Annotated in this window: 24 protein-coding genes; 3 read left to right on the plus strand and 21 right to left on the minus strand. The window is 40.5% G+C overall.

What is annotated here, in order from left to right; all coding sequences use genetic code 11:
- Positions 1–4 precede the first annotated feature (4 nt).
- The 10 genes from ACTG7Q_RS00415 to ypfJ form a co-directional block, all read right to left on the minus strand.
- Positions 5–526: a DUF1523 family protein gene (locus tag ACTG7Q_RS00415; RefSeq protein ID WP_439239816.1), complete on the minus strand. Its 522-nt coding sequence runs from the start codon at positions 524–526 to the stop codon at positions 5–7.
- 73 nt (positions 527–599) lie between these two features.
- The gene (locus ACTG7Q_RS00420) at positions 600–1481 is read right to left on the minus strand and encodes an Rpn family recombination-promoting nuclease/putative transposase (protein ID WP_439239818.1); all 882 of its coding nucleotides are present in this window, start codon (positions 1479–1481) and stop codon (positions 600–602) included.
- A 200-nt stretch (positions 1482–1681) separates the two neighbouring features.
- Complete coding sequence (locus tag ACTG7Q_RS00425) at positions 1682–2464, minus strand: TatD family hydrolase (protein WP_439239819.1); 783 nt, start codon at positions 2462–2464, stop codon at positions 1682–1684.
- Positions 2465–2472: 8 nt separating this feature from the next.
- Positions 2473–3450 carry a DNA polymerase III subunit delta' gene (locus ACTG7Q_RS00430; protein WP_439239820.1) on the minus strand — a complete coding sequence of 326 codons (978 nt, stop codon included), beginning with the start codon at positions 3448–3450 and terminating at the stop codon, positions 2473–2475.
- Positions 3451–3591: 141 nt separating this feature from the next.
- On the minus strand, positions 3592–3990 hold the full coding sequence (locus tag ACTG7Q_RS00435; protein WP_439239821.1) for a hypothetical protein: 399 nt from the start codon (positions 3988–3990) through the stop codon (positions 3592–3594).
- 15 nt (positions 3991–4005) lie between these two features.
- Complete coding sequence (locus ACTG7Q_RS00440) at positions 4006–4284, minus strand: hypothetical protein (RefSeq protein ID WP_439239822.1); 279 nt, start codon at positions 4282–4284, stop codon at positions 4006–4008.
- A gap of 259 nt (positions 4285–4543) precedes the next feature.
- On the minus strand, positions 4544–5188 hold the full coding sequence (gene tmk / locus ACTG7Q_RS00445; protein WP_439239823.1) for a dTMP kinase: 645 nt from the start codon (positions 5186–5188) through the stop codon (positions 4544–4546).
- A gap of 1 nt (position 5189) precedes the next feature.
- Positions 5190–6218, minus strand: a complete 1029-nt coding sequence (gene mltG / locus ACTG7Q_RS00450) for an endolytic transglycosylase MltG (RefSeq protein ID WP_439239824.1) — start codon at positions 6216–6218, stop codon at positions 5190–5192.
- Positions 6219–6227: 9 nt separating this feature from the next.
- Complete coding sequence (plsY, locus tag ACTG7Q_RS00455; protein ID WP_439239825.1) at positions 6228–6824, minus strand: glycerol-3-phosphate 1-O-acyltransferase PlsY; 597 nt, start codon at positions 6822–6824, stop codon at positions 6228–6230.
- A gap of 149 nt (positions 6825–6973) precedes the next feature.
- Complete coding sequence (gene ypfJ, locus ACTG7Q_RS00460; protein WP_439239826.1) at positions 6974–7810, minus strand: KPN_02809 family neutral zinc metallopeptidase; 837 nt, start codon at positions 7808–7810, stop codon at positions 6974–6976.
- Between the two features lie 176 nt (positions 7811–7986).
- Here ypfJ and lysM point away from each other — a divergent pair, with 176 nt between their 5' ends.
- Positions 7987–8430 (plus strand): peptidoglycan-binding protein LysM, encoded by a 444-nt coding sequence (gene lysM, locus ACTG7Q_RS00465; RefSeq protein ID WP_439239827.1) that lies wholly within the window; start codon positions 7987–7989, stop codon positions 8428–8430.
- A gap of 67 nt (positions 8431–8497) precedes the next feature.
- On the opposite strand, the gene rdgC is transcribed toward lysM, so the two are convergent.
- From rdgC to ACTG7Q_RS00520, 11 genes are all read right to left on the minus strand, one after another.
- On the minus strand, positions 8498–9415 hold the full coding sequence (gene rdgC, locus ACTG7Q_RS00470; RefSeq protein WP_439239828.1) for a recombination-associated protein RdgC: 918 nt from the start codon (positions 9413–9415) through the stop codon (positions 8498–8500).
- Positions 9416–9916: 501 nt separating this feature from the next.
- Positions 9917–10879: a lipoyl synthase gene (gene lipA / locus ACTG7Q_RS00475; protein WP_439239829.1), complete on the minus strand. Its 963-nt coding sequence runs from the start codon at positions 10877–10879 to the stop codon at positions 9917–9919.
- A gap of 39 nt (positions 10880–10918) precedes the next feature.
- Positions 10919–11590, minus strand: coding sequence for a lipoyl(octanoyl) transferase LipB (gene lipB / locus ACTG7Q_RS00480; RefSeq protein WP_439239830.1), 672 nt, complete (start codon positions 11588–11590; stop codon positions 10919–10921).
- A gap of 13 nt (positions 11591–11603) precedes the next feature.
- Positions 11604–11909: a DUF493 family protein YbeD gene (gene ybeD, locus ACTG7Q_RS00485; RefSeq protein ID WP_439239831.1), complete on the minus strand. Its 306-nt coding sequence runs from the start codon at positions 11907–11909 to the stop codon at positions 11604–11606.
- A 94-nt stretch (positions 11910–12003) separates the two neighbouring features.
- Entirely contained in the window at positions 12004–13185 is a 1182-nt protein-coding gene (locus tag ACTG7Q_RS00490) for a serine hydrolase (protein WP_439239832.1), read from the minus strand.
- 20 nt (positions 13186–13205) lie between these two features.
- Positions 13206–13700, minus strand: coding sequence for a septal ring lytic transglycosylase RlpA family protein (locus ACTG7Q_RS00495; protein WP_439239833.1), 495 nt, complete (start codon positions 13698–13700; stop codon positions 13206–13208).
- A gap of 52 nt (positions 13701–13752) precedes the next feature.
- Positions 13753–14874, minus strand: a complete 1122-nt coding sequence (rodA, locus tag ACTG7Q_RS00500; RefSeq protein ID WP_439239834.1) for a rod shape-determining protein RodA — start codon at positions 14872–14874, stop codon at positions 13753–13755.
- Positions 14871–16856, minus strand: coding sequence for a penicillin-binding protein 2 (gene mrdA / locus ACTG7Q_RS00505; RefSeq protein ID WP_439239835.1), 1986 nt, complete (start codon positions 16854–16856; stop codon positions 14871–14873). The genes rodA and mrdA overlap by 4 nt, the downstream gene beginning before the upstream one ends.
- 6 nt (positions 16857–16862) lie before the next feature.
- Entirely contained in the window at positions 16863–17330 is a 468-nt protein-coding gene (rlmH, locus tag ACTG7Q_RS00510) for a 23S rRNA (pseudouridine(1915)-N(3))-methyltransferase RlmH (protein ID WP_439239836.1), read from the minus strand.
- Positions 17331–17358: 28 nt separating this feature from the next.
- Positions 17359–17667, minus strand: a complete 309-nt coding sequence (gene rsfS / locus ACTG7Q_RS00515; protein WP_439239838.1) for a ribosome silencing factor — start codon at positions 17665–17667, stop codon at positions 17359–17361.
- Positions 17668–17788: 121 nt separating this feature from the next.
- Positions 17789–18712, minus strand: a complete 924-nt coding sequence (locus ACTG7Q_RS00520) for a helix-turn-helix domain-containing protein (RefSeq protein WP_439239839.1) — start codon at positions 18710–18712, stop codon at positions 17789–17791.
- Between the two features lie 108 nt (positions 18713–18820).
- On the opposite strand from ACTG7Q_RS00520, the gene ACTG7Q_RS00525 reads away from it, so the two are divergent.
- Positions 18821–19939: an alpha/beta fold hydrolase gene (locus tag ACTG7Q_RS00525; protein WP_439239841.1), complete on the plus strand. Its 1119-nt coding sequence runs from the start codon at positions 18821–18823 to the stop codon at positions 19937–19939.
- Between the two features lie 3 nt (positions 19940–19942).
- Positions 19943–21349 (plus strand): sugar porter family MFS transporter, encoded by a 1407-nt coding sequence (locus ACTG7Q_RS00530; protein WP_439239842.1) that lies wholly within the window; start codon positions 19943–19945, stop codon positions 21347–21349.
- Positions 21350–21352 lie beyond the last annotated feature (3 nt).

Here is a 21352-nt window from a genome sequence, read left to right on the forward strand (position 1 = left end):
AGACTTATTCGCTATCAAACCAACCACGGATAAATTGAATGGAGAAGAACAAAGTAATCAAGCCTAAGAAATAGAAAATATAGCTTAAAATCGGCATACTTGGACTCGTGTCTGTTGCTTCTTTCATGGACACCATATTGCGGTATTCATCAAAAATCACTAAACGCCAGCCATAGTATTTCACTTCCACCATTTGCTTGTTGCCAGCAAAATTCGACGCTTTGGCTTGTAAATCCGCTGATCCAAATTTGAAATAGAACGGAAAACCCCAACGGGTATCTTCATTGCGATACACCATGGGTTTTTCTTCTCCCGCTTTTTGGGTATAAATATAATACACATCACGAGTTGGACCATCTGCTGGATTGGCTTTGGTAATCGGGCCGTCTTTATCCACTCGTTTGACTTCTACGCCGGTAATATAGGTCGTGTCGTAATGGGGGAAAATAAAATGGATACCCGAAAATAATACTGCGTGGAATAAAATCACCACCAAAAAGAGAAAATATTTGATTGTTTTACGCATAATAAAAGTTCCTATTAAAAGTCCCCCCTTTGGGAGAGGGGAAAGTTTTTACACCTCTATGATTAAATTCTAATCAATGTCCCAATTTCTTGATTTCATCAACAGGCAAGCCGACCGCTTTAGAAATAATCTCTAAATCCAATCCTAGAGAAAGCATATTCTTAGCACTCTTCCGTAACCCGTTTAGCTCTCCTTGTTGCATACCTTGCTGTATCCCCTGCAAAATCCCTTGCTCTGTGGCATATTCTAACGCAGAAAATTCATCCCATTTACGTTTTAAGCTCACATCATACATTTCTTTTTCTCCCTTGCTTAAATTGGTGTATTCGGCGATTTTAAACAATTTTTGGAAAACCGGTTTTTTTAAGAAAGCAGGCAATTTTTTTAAGTTCGCCATATTTTTCAATACGTATAACCACTTGTCCAAATCGCTTTCCAACGCATATTCAGCTTTGTGAAAATTCAGTAATTCAATATAGATGAACCCAAGTTTATCATAAAAAATTTCGCCTGTCTTTTTGTTGAATAGGCAAATATCGTGTAAATATTCATCAGTATCGGAAAAATGAAAACCGTCCATCAGGGCGATCACATAAACTTCAGAAATCGCATAATTCCAACCGCTGATTCCCCCTTGTGGCGCTTGATCGCTGATCAGTTTGCTACCATAGTAAATAGTGCGTTCTTTAAAATACGTTTGCTTGCTCCGTTGCACTTCAATAATAAATTGAGAATCATCATCTGTTGTGCAAGTGAGATCAAAGATAACATTGCCTTGTTCTGCGGTGTCGCCTACGTGTTCATTTTTGTTGTAAACCAAGTCTTTGATGATTTTCTTACCTTGAAATAATTCATTGAGAAAATCCATCAGTAAGTCTTTGTTAACTTCGGTACCAAAAATGCGTTTAAAGCCGTAGTCGGTGGTGAGATCAATATAGCGTGAGGGTTGTTTCATTGCTTGCTCCATGTGTTGAGTGAATGGGAGCATTATCAAGTGCGGTGGTAAATAGGCAAGATTTTTAATTCAATTCTGGAATCGAGATCACAAAAATAAAATTTTTTTGTGTTTTTTTAGGGGGGATTTCATGAGTTTTAACCCTCACCGCCCGAAAATCCTGACGGATTTTCTTCGTCCTCTCCCAAGGGGAGAGGCTGTTATTGTACCTGAATTTTAAACAAACGCTCAAAGTTTTTGGTGGTTTGTTCGGCAAATTGTTCTGGCGTTAACCCTTTTAAGGTGGCCACATAATCGCACACTTCACGAGTATAAGCGGGTTGATTTTGTTTACCACGATAAGGCACAGGCGCTAAATAAGGGCTGTCCGTTTCCACTAACAAGCGATCCAACGGCACATAGCGGATCACCTCCCGAATGTCCTCGGCATTTTTAAAGGTCACAATACCGGAACAAGAAATATAAAACCCTAAATCTAACGCTTGTTTGGCAAAATCCATGGTTTCTGTAAAACAATGAATGACGCCACCGCACTTTTCCGCCTGATTATCTTGCAACAATCGAATGGTGTCATCACCCGCTGTACGAGTATGAATAATCACAGGCTTATCTAATTGATTGGCCACTTGAATTTGGCTGGCGAAAATGGCCTGTTGCAAGGCTTTATTATCCGCACTGTAATAATAATCCAAGCCGATTTCGCCAATAGCCACCACTTTTTGATGTTGTGCCAACTGAATTAAACGCTCCACATCATAGGGTTCGTCCTCTAAATCCAAGGGATGGACGCCACAAGCAAAGGATACGTCATCACGGTGCGCCAAACTGTCCCGCTGCTTTTCAAAACGGCTTAATGTGACGCCAATGGTGAGCAAATGTTGTACGTCACGGGCTTTTGCCTTGTTAATCACATCATTCACATCTTGATGTATATTTTCATAATCCAGTGCGTCTAAATGGCAATGGCTATCTACAATAAACATATTTCCTCTTATTGTTCAAATACTTCTGTAATCAGTTTAGTTAAACCGTCTAATAAAATAATCTCTTGATTGGCGGCATTAATTTGAATTAAATCCAACCGCATATTTTGCACAATTTGATTGGCTCGTAATAATCCCAACATGGTCTGTTTTTGGCTAAATTGTTGCACGCCTCGGGCTAAATCCTGACAAATCCAATTTTCTTGAACGCCTAATTTATCTTTTAAGGCATCTGTTAGAAATGCTAATAACCAATCAATTTGATGAAAAATCAATTCCTTTTCAAATAGCGGCAATAATTCCAATGGCGAACGACGCACATAAAATACCCAAAATTGGCGTAAAAATTCTCGCCGTTTTTCCATTAAGCCTTGTTGTAAGAAAGTCAATGCTGACAACGGCCGTTGATAACTAATACGAAGTGCGGTGGAAATTTCTTCTATTTTTTCATTGGTTTGCGTTTGTAACCATTGTTCCGCCAACGCCGTCTCTGGCACATTGACTAACCACATTTGACAACGGCTGTAAATGGTCGCCATTAAAGGTGACGCCAAATCCGCTTGCAACAAAAAATAGCTATTTGGACGAGGTTCTTCTAACGTTTTCAAAATGGCATTGGCTGCTGCCTCGGTCAACCGCTCTGCACCTTGCACCCAGACAATTTTATTACCGCCTTGTTGAGCATGCTGATTGACGATTTCGTTAATTTCACGTACTTGATCCACACCAATATCTTTGTTCTCTATAGGCGCTAGCAAATGGACATCAGGGTGATTCCCCGCTTGGCTTAACTGGCAAGCATGGCAATGTCCACAAGGCTTTTCCGATTCGGTACAAATCAAAAACTTCGCCACCGCATCAATTAATTGCTCCACACCCACGCCCATTTCTGCCTTAAACAGCAAAGCATGATGGCCCCGCCCTTGTGAAAAAGACTGAGTAATTTGTTGGTAAGTGGGGGTGAGCCAAGGGTAGAGTGTTGTCATTTTTTCTGTATTAATGCCCGTTACTATATGAAAAGAAACTATACCCGATCTGTTCGGAGATAGCAAAAAATATAAAAAACCTGTTTTTGAAATTTTTTCAGAAACAGGTTTTGGTTTGTATTATGGGTAAGTTTATAAGTGCTAATTTAAATTCTTTTTGGCTTCTTCTATCAAATCACAAGCATCTGAATATCCGCTTTTGCAAGATTCAATTAGAAGATCCGCCGCTTTATCTGTATTTTTCTTTAGAGAAAAGTAAGTAATAGATAAATAAAATTTAGTTTCTGCATCACCGTATTTTGTTGCTTTAGTTAACCATTGCTCTGCTTTTTTTAAATTTTTCTTACAACCGTAGTCACTCAAACCCTGTAGATAACAAATGCCGATAGCTTTTTGAACTTGAGATGCTTGTTGAGGATCTTTCAGGTTTTTTACCTTTTCTTCTAGTAATTGAACAGGCGTTGTTGCTGCCTGTGTTTCCATTGAGAATAACATTAAGCCAGCAAGTGTAATGCCGAGTAATTTTGTGTGTTTTAACATTTGAATGCTCCTGTTTTAGACATCTAAAATATTTTGAAGATCTTGAAGTGTGGTTTTGTTAATATTTAACGAAGAAAACTGCTCTAATTCTTCGTCAATCTGTTGTTGAGCCTCTTCTAATAACTCGAACTGCTCATTGTCGTTATATTCTTCTCCGTCAGATAAGTCGGTGTCATAGGCTAACGACTCGCATTCCGCCAATAATTTGCCAAATTGTTCGACATCTTTTACTTGTAGATAATCGTCATGCAACTCGAAACTATTATCAGAAATATATTCTAATAGATCTCGCATTTCTTGATATTTATCCTCAATAACACCTAATAGATGGTAAATACTAATAGACATAAAAAAAACTCCATAGGTAAATGATATATTCAGTATCAGTAAAATTACTGATTAAAATGAATACTACCATTGTTTTTTTTTCGAGCAATATGTTAGACTAAAAAGTATAGAAATGAGTTAAATAAAAAGGAGAGAAAATGATATTATCAGCATTCCCTGTACTTTCGTACGGGGTTAGGCATTGTTGCGCCACGCTGTGGCTAGTTTATGTGGGTATATTAATGGCAACAGCATTAACAAACTTCTGCACTGCCGCTTTCACATCCGCAGTAACCTGTTCCAATGCTTGACCCGCATTAATAGTGGTAGCATTTGGATCTTGAGCAACTAATTCCAAATACCGCTCCCGAGTGCGGTGGAAAAAATCTAAATTTTGTTGCTCAATGCGATCTAGCTCGCCACGGCCTCTGGCTCGGGCTAGCCCTTGTTCGGGTTCAATGTCTAAATAAAGGGTAAAATCAGGTTTAAAATCACCGAGGACACTATTTTTTAGGTTAAGCATAAAATCTTGATCTAACTGACGACCGCCGCCTTGATAGGCTTGGGAGGACATATCGTGGCGATCACCGATAACCCATTTGCCTTGTGCAAGGGCCGGTTTGATCACATTTTCCACTAACTGAATACGTGCGGCATAGAGCATTAATAATTCCGCTTTGTCAGTGACAGGTTCTTCGGTTTCGTGTTTAATTAGTTGGCGTAATTTCTCTGCTAAAGGCGTGCCACCGGGTTCTCGAGTAAACACTAAATCGGTGATCCCGTTGGCATGCAGTTGTTCCACAATGGCGTGACGTGCGGTGGTTTTGCCGGCACCCTCTAAGCCCTCGAGTACAATAAATTTTCCAGTCATATTATTTTTTATCCGTTTTTTTGTTTTGTTTATACCAACGCAAATAGGCTTGCACGGCTTGATTGTGTTCGGCTAAATTTCGGCTAAATTTATGTCCACCGGTGCCATCAGCCACAAAATAGAGAAAATCGGTTTTCTCGGGGTGAGCTACGGCTTGCAACGCACTTTCGCTTGGATTGGCTATCGGTGTTGGGGGTAAACCATCAATCACATAAGTATTATAAGCGGTCGGGGTTTCCAAATCTTTTTTACGAATATTGCCGTTGTAATTGTCGCCCATGCCATAAATAACGGTCGGATCCGTTTGTAATTTCATATTGGATTTTAGGCGGTTAATAAACACCGAGGCAATGCGGCCACGTTCGGCTTGTACGCCACTTTCTTTTTCTACAATAGAGGCCAAAATTAGCATCTCATAAGGGCTTTGTAACGGTAAATCTTCATCTCGTTCCGCCCAAAGTTGTGCCAACAATTTTTGTGTACGGTCAGTTGCTCGCTTTAATAGGGCTAAGTCGGTGGAGTCTGGCACATAATTATAGGTATCGGGATAGATCCAACCCTCTAAAGAATGTTGGCTATTTTCAGGTAATTCAAGTAGTTGTAATAATTCTTGCGCAGTTTTGGCTTGAATGGAGGAGGCCAAGTGCGGTGCATTTTGTAGCGATTTCTTTACATCTCGCCAAGTTTCACCGTCCGTAAAACGTAAGCTAAATTGTGCCTCTTTCCCCTCATTTAGGATTGTTAAGACATCCGCAAGGGTATTCACCCCATTGAGTGAATAGGTGCCTGCTTTCACATTATTGAATTGTGGCTGTAATTTTAATGCCCAAGGCAACCATTTTGCGTCCGCCACTAAGTGTTCTTGCTCAAAAAGATCCGCCAGTTTTTTGCCTGTGGTGCCACGTTTCACGGTTAATAGTTGATCGGGTCGCACGGTGACAGCTTGGTTCACAACTTGTTGCATTTGGCGATAGCCCCAACCGCTGATAGCCAATGCCAAGACAACGAGAAGAAGTAAAAATTTTTTCATTATTTTTGTTTATTTCTTGAATTTAGACCAAATTTTGCTTTCTTGCCCACGCCATAAACGCTGAATATTATCATGATGGCGATAAATTAATAAGCAACACACCAAGGCGACAGGGAAAGTATATTCAGGTTTGAAATACCATACATATAACGGCGTTAATAACGCCGCAATTACTGCACTGAGAGAAGAATAACCGCTAATTAAAAATACCAACAACCAAGTGCCGATCATGGAACCAGCGACGCCCCAAGCAATCGGGGCAATGGAACCAAAGGCCGTCGCCACGCCTTTGCCACCTTTAAATTTAAAGAATATCGGGAAAATATGGCCTAAACAAGCGCCTAACGCCACCATACCTAATTCAAAATGGGTTAAGCCTAAATAATAACCCGCCCACACGGGTAACATGCCTTTTAACATATCGAAAATCAGCACCGCCAAGGCTGCCCATCGGCCACCTAAACGCAATACGTTGGTCGCTCCCGGATTATGCGATCCCACCGTGCGGGGATCGGGTAAGCCAGTAATACGGCAAATTAAAATCGCACTGGAAATCGAACCTAGTAAATAGGCAAATAGCATATAGAACAAGGCAAATAGGCTCATGGATTTTTCTCGATAAATAAATAATCCCTATTCTACCTAAATTTAGGCGGGTTAGGCTAATGATATTTTCGACAAACGCATAACGGTGTGACTGATCGGATTTTTGAAAAAATAAAATGAGGCCAATCATGCCTCATTTATGTCGTCAATTAGAACGTATTACACTGACTTGGATCGCCCGTTTTTAGCCCTCGTTGAAACCATTGTAAACGCTGTGCTGACGTGCCATGGGTGAAACTATCTGGCACCACATAACCTTGGCTGCGTTTTTGTAGTCGATCATCCCCGACCGATTCCGCTGCAGCAAAGGCCTCTTCTAAATCGCCTGTTTCTAATAAATTATTTCGAGCCGCTTGATAGCCCCAAACGCCCGCAAAACAGTCCGCTTGTAATTCTAATTTCACCGACAACGCATTGGCCTGCGACGGATTTTGTTGTTGTAAACGGTTCACTTTAGGCAAAATACCCAACACATTTTGCACGTGATGGCCGACTTCGTGGGCGATTACATAGGCAAAGGCGGTATCACCAGCGGCGCCTAATTGGTTTTTCATGTCCGCATAGAAAGACAAATCTAAATAGACTTTTTTATCATTGGGACAATAAAACGGCCCCATAGCAGCTTGACCCGTGCCGCACGAGGTTGAGGTGGCGCCAGAATATAACACCATCGTTGGTGCAACATAGCGTTGTCCGTTTTTGCTAAAATAACCTTGCCATGTGGTTTCGGTATCTCGTAATACCACACGAGAAAGTTCATTTAAATTTTGTTCATCTTGTGCCGATAATTTAGAGGAACTACTCATTGTACCGCCTAAACTGGCAGTATCAACACCGACTAAACCCGATAAATCCACACCATAATAAGCGCCCACTAACAACACAATAAAACCCAATACACCTGTTTTTTTACCACCACTGATTCTTGAGCCACTGCCACGTCTATCTTCTACATTTGAACTTTGTTCTCGACCTTGCCAACGCATAAATTTTCTACTCTCTCATAATCAAAACAGGGCTATTTTACCTGAAAAAGCAGCAAGTGCGGTTAATTTTTTAAAAATTTATAGACATCCGTGTAGGCTTTGGTTATTGTAGGCGAGGTTTTATTGGTTTCGACTGATAAATATATTTGTCACTATACAACAAGAAGGAAAGAAACGTGGGTTTATTTGATTTCGTAGGAAATATCGGTAAAAAAATTTTTGGTAAAGATGAAGATCCATCACAAGCGGTCACCAATCACATTGCGGAAGACAATCCTGGTATTGATAATGTCGCTGTAACGGTGGAAGATGGTGTAGCCAAAATCTCAGGCGATGCCACTTCAGCCAGTGCATTAGAAAAAGCTATTTTGATGGCTGGCAATATTGCAGGCGTGGAATCGGTTAACGTGGATGCGGTGAACCTTGCAAACGGTGAACAATTAGCCACCGAAGACGAATTTTATGTGATTCAAAAAGGCGATACTCTTTCTGCTATTGCGAAAAAATTCTATGGCAATGCAGCAAAATATCCGGCTATCGTGGAGGCGAATAAAGAAGTGATTAAAGATGCTAACAAAATCTTCCCAGGCCAAAAAATTCGTGTACCAAAAGTACTTTAAGCGACATTAAACGTGATTAAAGCATGACAAAGCCCACATAATTTTATGGGCTTTTTTTTGAATCCGTTTAAGCGTTGTCCATACGCATTTTTTCGCCACCAAATTCATCTAATAAATGTTCGGTTAACTTGGCAAGTTCGCCAGTCATTAACAAAAAATCGGCATCAAAACGCTGTGCCACATCTTCTTTTAAAATATCGTCATTCTTTTCCCGAATATTATCGGCAAATTTCAAACGTTTTAATGTGCCGTCATCATGTAACACAAAACGTAAATGCTCTTCCCATTCTAATAATAACTTGCTGATAAATTTATCTTTTTGCAAATGAGATAAAATTTCTTCGCTTTCTAAATCCTGATTTTTACAACGAATAATGCCTTGATTATCCGCCGCTTTGAGTTCGCCCTCATCAAGTGCGGTAAAAAATGTGGGTATTTTTTGTTGCACCAACCAATCGGTCATCACAATGGCGGGTTCATTGGCAAAAGCCAACGGCACTACAGGTAACGATCCTAATGATTTACGCAACAATGCCAAGGCATCTTCCGCTCGTTTATAAGAGGCCACATTCACATAAATTAAATTGGTTTCGGTGTTAATCCAAATCGCTGTTTGCTGATGTTTACTAAACGCTCGTGGCAACAATATGGCCACCACATCATCTTTCAATGCCTGTTTTTCGGTCTTTTTCAATTTGCGATTTTCTTTTTCTTCCAACTGACGCACACGTTCATCTAATTCTTGTTTAATCACGGGACTTGGCAAGATTTTATCTTCTTTGTGTGCCAACAATAGAATCTGTTTGCCGTTGGAAAAATATAATGCCTCCGATTCGCGCAACGGTTTAGTCCAGCCAAATTTACTCATGTCAGATTGGCTACAAGGGTGGTATTCATTTGGCGTTAAACTTTGTTGTAAATGGCTATCTGACCAATCCAGATTTTTGGTTAAGCGGTAAATAATGGCGTTTTTGAACCAGTACATAGGGTGTCCTTAGAAAAATAAGTTTGCATAATTCTAACATAATTTTATTGACTAAAGGATTAATCCTGTCGGCTCTATTTCTTAGAATAAGACGACAACGGCAATTCCGTGGTATTTTTTACGGTTTGCAAAATAATCTCGGTTTTGAGATTTTTGATACCAAGTGTGGTGGTGATATATTGTTTTTGTAGGTGGTAAAATTCGTCTAAATCTTAGGTTTGAATTTCCAAGACAAAATAAACGGTGTAAAAGGCTTTCCTGAAACAAGAATTCAGCATTGTATCGTGCATATGAGTTCGTAATATTTTGTACTAGAATTCGGTGATCGTTTAAATGATCACCTTTAAGTGAAATTGGTGTTTACACAAAATATGGGATAGGCTCTGCATTTAATTCTTACAAATAAACAATGACATTTCCAAAGCTAACAGCACACAAAAAAGTGCGGTGGAAAAACTCTTCATTTTTCCACCGCACTTCGTTCACTTCTATATAGCCTAATTATTTCACCACGCCACCACTGGCCTGTAAATCCGCATGATAAGATGAACGCACGAAAGGTCCGCAAGCGGCGTGTTCAAAGCCCATTTTTTCGGCTTCGTGGCGGAACATATCAAATTCTTCTGGTGGCACATAACGTTCCACTTTTAGATGGTGACGGCTTGGTTGCAAATATTGCCCAACGGTCAACATCGTCACACCGTGATCACGTAAATCTTGCATTACCGCCAAAATTTCTTCGTTGGTTTCACCTAAGCCCACCATTAAGCCCGACTTGGTTGGAATATCGGGAAACTCTTCTTTGAAAATTTGTAACAAGCGTAACGACCATTGATAATCTGCCCCAGGGCGAACTTCACGATATAAACGAGGGACATTTTCAAGATTGTGGTTAAACACATCGGGCGGATTTTGTTTCAAAATCGCTACGGCTTGTTCGATGCGTCCTCGAAAATCGGGTACCAAAATTTCCACTTTGCAACCAGGATTTAAGGCTTTGATTTCACGCACGGTAGCAGCAAAATGCGCAGCGCCACGATCGGCCAAATCATCTCGGTCAACAGAGGTAATCACCACGTATTTTAATTTCATATCCTGCACGGTTTCCGCCACTTTGCGTGGTTCTTCGGGATCCAATGGCAAGGGTTTACCATGTGCCACGTCACAGAACGGGCAACGGCGGGTACAAATGGCGCCCATAATCATAAAGGTGGCGGTACCATGATGAAAACATTCGTGTAAATTTGGGCAAGAGGCCTCTTCACATACGGAATGCAAACCATGACGACGCATGCCGTTCTTAATGCTGTCAATTTTAGCCGAACTGGCAGGCAGTTTGATTTTCATCCACGAGGGTTTTTTTAATAATTCCTGATCGGGATCGATATTTCTCACCTGAATAATAGACGTTTTCGCCGCATCACGGTATTTAACGCCACGTTCCATTTTAAAGGGAGTACCCATTTTATATCCTATGCTGTCTTTTTCAGATTAAAATTATGTTTAATTGTTAAAAATTTGTTGCGTATTATAGCCTAAAATTGCGGTAAAGTGTGCAACTAATTTCGGGGCGACTTTTTCGCATTCTGCTTCAACGGGATCCACAAAATCGGCGAGCTGGCACATTTCGAGTCCGGCATAACCACAAGGATTAATATAATGAAAAGGTTGCAAATCCATTTGAATATTCAAGGCGAGTCCATGAAAGGAGCAACCTTTGCGAATACGCAAACCCAAGGAACAGATTTTTTTCTCAATCCCCTGACAATCTACATACACCCCTGGGGCATCGGGTTTTGGATAAGCGGTCACATGGTAATCCGCCAGCGTTTTTACCACCGACTGTTCAAGCGCCGTCACTAAATCACGCACGCTAATATCATGACCCTGTGCTTTATGGCGTTTAATATCAATCAACACATACATCACCTGTTGGCCTAAACCGTGGTAGGTAATTTGTCCGCCTCGATCCGATTGCACCACAGGAATATTGCTTGCTTGCAATAGATGTTCAGGTTTGCCCGCTTGTCCTTGGGTAAATACAGCGGGGTGTTGGACCAACCAAATTTCATCTGGCGTATCTGCGGTGCGTTGGTCAGTAAAGGCTTGCATATTATGCCAAACCTCTTGGTAATCTTGCATGCCAAGTTGGCGGACGATCAAAGGAATATTCATTCAGGCCTCCGTTTTAAAGCACCATTCTGACGCCTTCAATTTTGGCTAATTCGGTATAAAGGGTTTCCACTTGCTCAATATTTTCTGCAATAATATCAATGGAAATGGAATTATAGGTGCCTTTTGAGCTGATATGCTCACGGGGTTTATAATCGCCTTTGGCGTATTTTTGCGTGGTGACCACCACATCATCCATTAAATCAGGGCGGTTTTTACCGACCACTTTAAAGGTAAAGGCACAAGGAAAGTCTAACAGATCTTTTAATTGTTGTTGTGGAATATCTGCTAAATTAATTTCTTTGACATTGATCTCTGCCATGATTTTTCCTTAAATTTGTTAAAAAAGCACCGCACTTCAATAAAAAGTGCGGTATATTTTCTGAAAGTTTTTTGCGAGTAATGCGTGACTTTAATTAGAATAAGCTCTTAATGGTTAAGATTAGCCAGTCCCATGCTCGGCCAAAGATACCGGCCTCGCCGACATCTTTCATGACTTGCACATTGACGGCGGCAATATCTTTACCGTCTAATTGATAAATCACTTTTCCGACATTTTGGCCTTTCGCTAATGGCGCCTCTAAACCTTTGCCATCATATTCTACACGCACTTTTAAATCCGCTTGTCGGCCTTTCGGAATGGTAATAAAACCATCTTGCAACATGCCCACAGCGACTTTATTTTCATCACCATAATAAACGGTTTTTTCTTCAATGGCTTTGCCCGCTTGTAAGGTTTTAATACTTTCAAAGCTGTTAAAGCCCCATTGTAATAATTTTTTACTTTCTACTTCACGGCCTTTCTGCGTTGCAACGCCCATCACCACCGAAATTAACCGCATATCGCCGTTATTGGTGGCGGAGGCAACGAGGTTATAGCCAGCTTGATCCGTATGACCGGTTTTCATGCCGTCCACGTGCAGAGTTTTATCCCATAATAAACCATTGCGGTTTGGCTGTTTAATTTTGTTAAAGGTGAAATCTTTCTCGGCATAAATTTTATATTCTTCTGGAAGATCACGAATAATATGCGAACCAATAATGGCCATATCACGAGCGGAAGAATATTGATTGGGATCGTCTAAGCCGTGTGGCGTGGTGAAATGTGTGTTTTTCAAGCCAAACTGATCCGCATATTGATTCATCAATTCAATAAATTTATCGGTGGAACCCGCCACATGTTCGGCCATGGCCACACAAGCGTCATTGCCTGAAACCACGATAATACCACGGTTTAAATCAGACACCGAGACTTGCTGATTAAGGTTAAGGAACATTTTAGACGAACCTGGGAATTTTTGTCCCCAACTACTTTCCCCAATGGTGACCGTGTCCGTTGGGCTAATTTTCCCCTGTTGAATCGCCGTCCCCACCACATAGCTCGTCATCATTTTGGTTAAGGAGGCGGGATATTGACGTTGATCAGGGTTTAGGCTCGCTAACACCGCACCCGAATTGTAATCCATTAAAATATAGGTTTGGGCGTTAATTTGCGGTGGCGCCATACCAAAATCGACGTCGGCGACACTGGCAAATGATAATGATAATAACCCCGCCGTTAAGGCAATTTTGGTGTTTCTAAGTGAATGTTGCAACATTTCAATAATCCTTTAAATGCTTAATTATGAACAAGATAGAGTTTTTCGACTTTCACATCAGCAATACCTGCAGTGATGATCCCCAATTTTGAGGCAGCCGAGGTCGATAAATCAATAATTTTTGTTTTGCTAAACGGCCCACGATCATTGATTTTGACGATCACCTGACGGTTATTGCGTAAATTGGTCACCAACACATGGGTACCAAACGGCAAAGTGCGGTGGGCGGCCGTCAATTTTGCCCCACTATAAATTTCACCACTTGCCGTGTGACGGCCATTAAATTTTTTATGGTAATAACTGGCTTTTCCTCTTTGTACAGTGGCTTTTTCGACCACGGCATATTGCTTACCATTATGCGTGTAAACTGGCGTTTTATTCGTTGTCGTTGGTTGTGCCTTAGGCGCAGATTTTGTCACCACAGTATGTTGACTTTTGCTTGCTTGCGCCGAGGAGGTACAGGCGGTTAAAAAAGCCGCTAAGAAAATGGCTAATAAGAGTTTTAATTTCATCATAACGTTCCCAAATGGATTATTCCCAATTTATATAGAGTATTAACATGGTCATTTAGTTCCCTTGCCCATACAGACTTTTTGTTTTATGGGTGTGAATGGACATGACCAAACCAAACCCCGCCATTAATGTCACAAAGGAGGTGCCGCCGTAACTCACGAGCGGTAATGGCACACCAACCACGGGCAAAATACCACTCACCATACCGATATTCACAAAAATATACACAAAGAAAATTAAAAATGTGGCGCCCGTTAAAATCCGCCCAAAGGCATTTTTCGCTTGCGCCCCAATGATTAATCCACGGCTAATAATAAAAAAATAAATCGCCAATAAAATTAACACGCCAATTAAACCATGTTCTTCGCTTAATACCGCAAAAATAAAGTCGGTATGAGGTTCGGGTAAAAATTCGAGCTGAGATTGAGTGCCCTCCATCCAACCTTTGCCCCACATACCGCCAGAACCAATGGCAATTTTTGATTGCAAAATATGGTAGCCCGCCCCTAAAGGATCTTTTTCAGGGTCGAGCAAGGTCAATACCCTTGTGCGTTGATAGTCGTGCATTAAATACAACCACATAATCGGAATAAACGCGGCTAATCCTAACACGGCGGCCAGAATGATCCACCAACTCATGCCCGCTAAGAATACCACAAAAATGCCCGACGCACTGACTAAAATCGAGGTGCCTAAATCAGGCTGAATGGCCACCAATAAGGTCGGGAAAATAATCATCATAAAGGCAATCAGGGTTTCTTTCCAATTAATCGGTTGTTGTCGATTGCCTAAATACACCGCCACCATTAATGGCACCGCTAATTTCACGATCTCCGAGGGTTGAAAACGGACAATGCCCAAATCGAGCCAACGTTGTGCGCCTTTACTGGTGGTGCCGATTAAATCCACTAACACCAATAAAATCACCCCCGCAATATACAAAATAGGCGCAATTTGTTGGTAAAACCTTGGCGGTAATTGCGCCATAATGAACATCACCGCAAAGCCTAAAATCACTTGAATCACCCGACTACGGAACATGTTTTCACTGCCACCCGAGGCACTATAAAGCACAAGCAAACCATAACCTGAAATCACAATCAAGCCAATGAGTAGCCAAAAATCGAGGTGTAGTTTGCCCCATAAATTGGGGATCAACGCCGGTTTTTCATTCATTCTGTTATCTCTGTTTCTTCACTTTTTTGCACCGCACTTTCAGGGGCAAGTGCGTTATCAACGTTGTCAGTTGGATCGATATTACGTTTTGGTAATCGTTGCAACAAATAATAATCCATAATTTGGCGCACAATCGGCGCAGAATTACTGGATCCGCCCCCAGCATTTTCAAGAATCATGGCCACCACCACTTTGGGCTCGTTATAAGGCGCATAGGCCATAAACCAAGCGTGGTCGTGCAAGAATTTTTTCAAATTATGGGCATCATATTTTTGCCCCTCTTTCAGGCTAAACACCTGTGCGGTACCGGATTTTCCTGCGGCGTCATAAGCAGCGCCCGCAAAGGCTTTGCGCCCCGTGCCTGAGGCACTATGAATAACGCCGTACATGCCTCGTTTGGCGGCCGCCCAAGCGCCCTCCGTGGGTTCGCTAATGTCTTCATACAACAATGGATCTTTATAGGGTTCCACCAAGGAACCATGAATTTCTTGCATTAAGTGCGGGGTATTCACACGCCCATTATTGATTAACACCGCCAAGGCTTTGGCTAATTGTAACGGCGTGGCCGTCCAATAACCTTGACCAATGCCCACGGGAATGGTATCACCCATCACCCAAGGTTTTTTATAGCGTTTTTGTTTCCATTCCCGATCTGGCATAATGGCAGCGGTTTCTTCTTTGATATCCACCCCTGTTGGCATGCCAAAACCGAATTTTTTCATCCATTCTGATAACCGATCAATGCCTAATTTATAAGCCACTTGATAGAAATAGGTATCAGAAGATTCGGTAATCGCTTTTTGTAAATCGGTATTGCCGTGGCCCGATTTTTTCCAGTCACGAAAACGTTTGGTGGTATTCGGCAACACCCAATAACCGGGATCAGACACGGTGGTACTGGTGGTGAGCACATTTTCCGTTAATGCTGCCACCGCCACAAAGGGTTTCACGGTGGAAGCGGGCGGATAAGCGCCCTGTGTCGCACGACTATACAACGGACGATCTTCATCCTCTAATAAACGTTTATAATCCGCCCCTGAAATGCCACCAACAAATAAATTATTATCGTAACTCGGGCTGGATACCATGGCTAAAATACTGCTGTCTTTCGGATCCAACACCACCACGGAGCCTTTTTGTTTGCCTAAACGTTCCATAATAAATTGCTGTAACGGCAAATCAATGGTGAGATGAATACTTTTCCCCGCTACCGGTTGTTGTTCGCTGAGTTTGCGAATCACCTTACCACGGCTATTAATTTCCACCTGTTCATAACCCGGTTTGCCGTGTAATTCATCTTCGTAATAACGTTCAATCCCCAATTTTCCAATGTCCGCGGTCCCCGCATACATGGCGTCTTTTTCTTCTTTTTTCAGGCGTTCGGCGTCTTTATCATTAATTTTTGACACATAGCCTAGAATATGAGTCATGGCCTCGCCGTATAAATAATTGCGTTTAAAATACGGACGAATGTCAGCACTCGGATAGTTATATTGATTGACGGCAAAACGGGCAATTTGTTCTTCGTTTAAATTGGGTTTTAACAAAATCGGTGTATAACGGGTCGAACGGCGACGTTCTTTTTTAAATTGGGCAATATCGTCGTCGGTCAACCCCACAATCATGCGTAATTCTTCAAAAGTGCGGTCTAAATCTTCCACTTTTTCTGGCACAATATACAAACCGAAAAAGGTTAAATTTTCCGCTAACAAGGTGCCATTACGATCATAAATCAAGCCCCTTGTGGGAGCGACAGGTAATAATTTAATCCGATTGCCATTAGAGCGGGTTTGATATTTATCGAAATCCACCACCTGTAAATGGTATAGATTGGTCAGCAACACCACCGCCAACACCAAGGTGCCGATAAACGCCACCAAGGCACGGCGCACAAATAAATTCCGCTCCGCACGATTATCACGGATCGGTTCATGCCGAGGTTTGGCAAATAAGGTGGCAAATAATTGAGTTAACCAACGCATAATCATTTATTCACGGTGATAAGGGTGGTTGGTACTCAGCGACCACGCCCGATACAGGCTTTCGGCCACCACCACTCGCACCAACGGATGAGGTAAGGTTAAGGGCGATAAGGACCAACTTTGTTCCGCTGCGGCTTTACATTCTGGCGACAGTCCCTCTGGCCCACCAATTAACAAGCACAGATCACGCCCATCATTTTTCCAGCTTTCTAATTGCTGGGCCAATTCTGCCGTGGTCCAAGGTTTGCCCGGAATATCCAAAGTCACAATCTTACCTTTCCCACAAACATTGAGCATGGCTTTGCCCTCTTGTTCCAAAATGCGTTTAATATCGGCATTCTTACCCCGTTTACCGGCAGCAATTTCCACCAATTCAAAGGGCATATCTTTCGGGAAACGCCGTTGATATTCTTCAAAACCGGTTTTCACCCAGTCAGGCATTTTGGTCCCCACGGCAATGAGCTGTATTTTCATAAAAGTGCGGTCAATTTTCGGTTAATTTTTACGCCCAAAGTTTTTCAAGCTGATAAAGTTCACGGCTATCGGCTTGCATAATATGTACCATGGCTTGGCCAAAATCCACCACCACCCAATCAGCCGTGGCTTTGCCCTCTTCGCCAAAGGTTTCAAAGCCGGCTTGTTTGCTTTCATCAATCAATTTCTGAGCGAGTGAAGCTACATGGCGACTAGATGTTCCGGTGCAAATAATCATATCATCCGTAATAGATGATTTCTTTCTCACATCAATGGCTTGAATATCCGTGGCTTTCAGATCATCTAATTTATGGAGTAAAAAATCGGTTAAATTCATATTGTATTTTCTATATGCTATTTAAAAGAGAGCAATTTTAACACAGGATTGAAAGGATAGGAAATGTTTGGTGCCCGCTAATAACGGTTTATAACAAGTGTATTGCCGAGTATAAGTGAGTCTAATGACTATCGCTCCCTTTTATCTCTGTCAGCTTTTCTTGTTGATATTTCTTAGGCGTATATTGTGTTACTTTGTAAAATTGTTTTGAAAAATAACTTAAATTATTAAAACCGCAGCTATATGCAATATCCGTAATGCTACCCGATGTATTCAGTAACATTTCTTTCGCTTTCTCAATTCTATATTCATTTAAGAAAGAAATTGGGCTTTGTTGAACATATTTCTTGAATAATTGACAACATTTACTACGACAAATATTGGCAGAAGATGCGATATTATCTAGTTTCAATGGGTGCATATAGTTTTGGTAAATAAACTGGGTCATTTTCTTTTGTAACAAGAGTTCCCTGACATCTTCATGTGGATTATTATCTATTTTTTCTTTAATGAGGTTATACCAATTTTTCCAGAAATAGCATGCAATAGCGATACAATCAAAATCAATAGATTGATGATGATGTATTTGTTCAGAATAGATAGCACCAAATTGTTCTATATTTTTTAAGATATTTTGATGTTGAATATTATGTTCGTATAGGCAACAGACATCTAAATGATAAGATGAGATAATTGGAAAAATGAAATGATGATATATTGGTGAATTTTCGCCTAAAATGTAAGGATTAATCAGGACACAAATAAAATGACAATCCCTATTATGACGGGAAAAACCATAGTGCATCGCTTTAGAATTAACAATAATGCCGTCATTCTTCTTTAAATGGTAAGTCTTACCATTAACATAATAATTCATCTCACCATCAATAATTTTGACGAGTTCAACATCATCGTGCCAATGACATAATGCTTTCATTCCATCAAAATAGGAAAGTCTGTTTTTTTGTATGCCAATATTGGTATAAGGAAGATAGGACTGAACGATTTCTGCCGCATCTTTCATCAGTTTTAATTCTATTTTCACCTTACCGCCAAAATACGATTTTGCTAAAAAATAGCGAAAATCTTGTTAGAAATGGATTAATATCATCTGATAATATCATAAAAACAATTTCACTAATAGAGGATAATAATGAACACGCATTTATCTTGTTACTGTCAGCCTATTGCTGAGGTGGGTATTTTAGGTGGGCAGATCACGCAATTTCAATTTAAGTTATCCCAACCTTGTCAAAATATTGAGATTAAACAATTAGAAGTCGCTATTTTAAGTGAAAATACGGATAATAAATGGGAAGGGTTAGAAATAACCAACTATCATTTTGACAAAATAAAACAATATTTACTGGTATATGTGAAGAAAGATATTTTCTGCCAGAAAACCAAGTTACTCAAATTCCTAGAACAAGAATTTAAGCAACAAATATGTCATATTCAATTTAATATTTCATTTGATCTCGTTGTAGATAAAGTACATTGTACTATTTCAAATCAACAGATTAAGATGCAGCCTATTAGAGTGTTGGAAGTCGAAAAATTCATCACCTCTACCTTTGATGATCTTCACTATAACTTATATCAACCAGAACCTAATAATGTTAAGCATCCACTAATCATTTGTTTACATGGAGGTGGAGAAGGGGGAATGAATGGATGCCATATTATTGCAGATAAAATGGTAACTTCTTTCTTACAACCAATACATCAAAAACAATTTGATTATCCCTATATATTAGCTCCCCAATGCCCATCATATTGGTTAGATGAATTTAAGTTTAAACAAAATAGATATTATGGTGTACGGGATTATACCGACACCTTGGTAAATCTAGTTAAAGAGATTATTCAGAAATATAATATAGATACAAGTAGAGTTTATGTTATTGGTGCATCAATGGGAGGATATCAGGCTTTACGTTTAATATCTTGTATGCCAGATTTGTTTTGTGCTGGCGTTATCTGTTGCCCAGCAAAAGTGCCGCTCTCCCATCAGTTAGATACATTAAAACATATTCCTTTATGGTTTATTCATAGTCAGCTAGATGATACCGTTCCTATTCAACATACCAATGCGATTGTAAATTATCTACAATCACACAATGACAATATTGAAAAAACTGATTATGCGAAAGTGATTATTCAAGATAGAGAGATAGATCCCCATTGTGTTTTTCTGGATCTTTATGAAGATCACATTAGCAATAAAAAATTATCAGTCTTTCAATGGCTTGCCTCTCAACACAAGGAGTAACTTATGAAAAATATCAACCCAGTGATCTACATTTCTATGATAGCTGCATTAGGCGGATTTTTATTCGGCTTTGATACGGCAGTCATTAGCGGCACAGTGGAATCAATTCGTAGTGCAGAATTTGGTTTTGCTCTCTCTTCAACAGAGTTAGGTTTTGCAGTCGCATCCGTTTTATTTGGTTCTGCTGTTGGTGCTTGGTATGCAGGCTTAGGTGCAATACGATTTGGACGAGTCAAGGTCATGCTAGTGGCGTCCGTACTTTTTTCTATTTCAGCTGTCGGCTCTGCCTTAGCGGTAGGTTTATGGGATTTCTCCTTATGGCGATTTATTGGTGGATTAGGTGTTGGTATCGCTGCCGTTATTGCACCTGCTTATATTGCAGAAGTTTCTCCAGCACATTTACGAGGAAGATTAGGCAGTTTACAACAACTAGCTATTGCGATTGGTTTACTTGTTTCTTTTATTTCTAATTATCTCTTAGCTAATACAGAACATTCTCCAAATGCGACCTTGTGGGGGGGCTTGCTCGCTTGGCGTTGGATGTTACTCGTTGAAGTCTTTCCTGCTGTGCTTTACGGTGTAATGGCATTAAAATTACCTGAATCACCACGTTATTTGGTGAGTAAAAATAAATTGACACAAGCCAAACAGGTTTTAGTTGATTATACGGGAGAATTAAATCCTGATGATAAATTACAACAAATTAAACAAAGTTTAGGTAATGTAGATGAAATTGTTTCAATTCGTAACGTACTATCCAAGAAAACAGGTTTTGTCCCTGTAGTCTGGGTGGGAATTTGTTTTGCTTTTGTTGCTCAATTTACGGGGATTAATATTATTCTCTATTATGCTTCATCACTTTGGAGTGCTGTTGGATTTTCACAATCGCTTTCTTTTGCGGTCCCTATTGGCACAACCATCATCGGTGTATTAATGACGATTGTAGGGATGTTGTTTATTGATAAATTAGGTCGCCGTAAATTACTCTTAATTGGCTCTATTGGTATGGGTATTTCTTTATGGATTACGGGGATTATTTTTACCAATGCGACACAAGGTGAAAGCGGGCTTGTTTTATCGCCTGTACTATCTTGGGCTGCATTGGTTAGTGCACATTTGTTTTATATCTTTTTCTGTTGCACTTGGGGTCCTGCATTATGGGTTGTGTTAGGGGAGATTTTCCCGAATGCGATTAGAACAACTGGACTTGGTGTGGCGACTTGTGCAAACTGGATAGGAAATGTTATTGTGACTTGGACATTTCCTCCAATGCTCCAATACTTTGGTTTAGCACCAACTTATTTCTTTTATGGTATTTGCTGCATTGGATCATTTTTTATGGTCAAATATCTTATCCCTGAAACCAATAATAAAGAATTAGAAGATATGTCATATGGAATTAGTCAGTAATTT

It is taken from the genome of Lonepinella sp. BR2474, assembly GCF_051851555.1.
In the GTDB taxonomy this organism is placed as follows: domain Bacteria; phylum Pseudomonadota; class Gammaproteobacteria; order Enterobacterales; family Pasteurellaceae; genus Lonepinella.

Bases quoted from the DNA above. Each gene is read 5' to 3' on its own strand.
- plsY (WP_439239825.1), bottom strand. From the start codon at position 6,824: ATGAGCCTATTTGCCTTGTTCTATATGCTATTTGCCTATTTACTAGGT.
- ACTG7Q_RS00430 (WP_439239820.1), bottom strand. From the start codon at position 3,450: ATGACAACACTCTACCCTTGGCTCACCCCCACTTACCAACAAATTACT.
- ACTG7Q_RS00415 (WP_439239816.1), bottom strand. From the start codon at position 526: ATGCGTAAAACAATCAAATATTTTCTCTTTTTGGTGGTGATTTTATTC.
- ypfJ (WP_439239826.1), bottom strand. From the start codon at position 7,810: ATGCGTTGGCAAGGTCGAGAACAAAGTTCAAATGTAGAAGATAGACGT.
- rdgC (WP_439239828.1), bottom strand. From the start codon at position 9,415: ATGTACTGGTTCAAAAACGCCATTATTTACCGCTTAACCAAAAATCTG.
- ACTG7Q_RS00435 (WP_439239821.1), bottom strand. From the start codon at position 3,990: ATGTTAAAACACACAAAATTACTCGGCATTACACTTGCTGGCTTAATG.
- ACTG7Q_RS00490 (WP_439239832.1), bottom strand. From the start codon at position 13,185: ATGTTGCAACATTCACTTAGAAACACCAAAATTGCCTTAACGGCGGGG.
- lipA (WP_439239829.1), bottom strand. From the start codon at position 10,879: ATGGGTACTCCCTTTAAAATGGAACGTGGCGTTAAATACCGTGATGCG.
- lipB (WP_439239830.1), bottom strand. From the start codon at position 11,590: ATGAATATTCCTTTGATCGTCCGCCAACTTGGCATGCAAGATTACCAA.
- ACTG7Q_RS00495 (WP_439239833.1), bottom strand. From the start codon at position 13,700: ATGATGAAATTAAAACTCTTATTAGCCATTTTCTTAGCGGCTTTTTTA.
- rodA (WP_439239834.1), bottom strand. From the start codon at position 14,874: ATGAATGAAAAACCGGCGTTGATCCCCAATTTATGGGGCAAACTACAC.
- ybeD (WP_439239831.1), bottom strand. From the start codon at position 11,909: ATGGCAGAGATCAATGTCAAAGAAATTAATTTAGCAGATATTCCACAA.
- ACTG7Q_RS00425 (WP_439239819.1), bottom strand. From the start codon at position 2,464: ATGTTTATTGTAGATAGCCATTGCCATTTAGACGCACTGGATTATGAA.
- ACTG7Q_RS00530 (WP_439239842.1), top strand. From the start codon at position 19,943: ATGAAAAATATCAACCCAGTGATCTACATTTCTATGATAGCTGCATTA.
- ACTG7Q_RS00420 (WP_439239818.1), bottom strand. From the start codon at position 1,481: ATGAAACAACCCTCACGCTATATTGATCTCACCACCGACTACGGCTTT.
- ACTG7Q_RS00525 (WP_439239841.1), top strand. From the start codon at position 18,821: ATGAACACGCATTTATCTTGTTACTGTCAGCCTATTGCTGAGGTGGGT.
- tmk (WP_439239823.1), bottom strand. From the start codon at position 5,188: ATGACTGGAAAATTTATTGTACTCGAGGGCTTAGAGGGTGCCGGCAAA.
- ACTG7Q_RS00440 (WP_439239822.1), bottom strand. From the start codon at position 4,284: ATGCGAGATCTATTAGAATATATTTCTGATAATAGTTTCGAGTTGCAT.
- mltG (WP_439239824.1), bottom strand. From the start codon at position 6,218: ATGAAAAAATTTTTACTTCTTCTCGTTGTCTTGGCATTGGCTATCAGC.
- rsfS (WP_439239838.1), bottom strand. From the start codon at position 17,667: ATGAATTTAACCGATTTTTTACTCCATAAATTAGATGATCTGAAAGCC.
- rlmH (WP_439239836.1), bottom strand. From the start codon at position 17,330: ATGAAAATACAGCTCATTGCCGTGGGGACCAAAATGCCTGACTGGGTG.
- mrdA (WP_439239835.1), bottom strand. From the start codon at position 16,856: ATGCGTTGGTTAACTCAATTATTTGCCACCTTATTTGCCAAACCTCGG.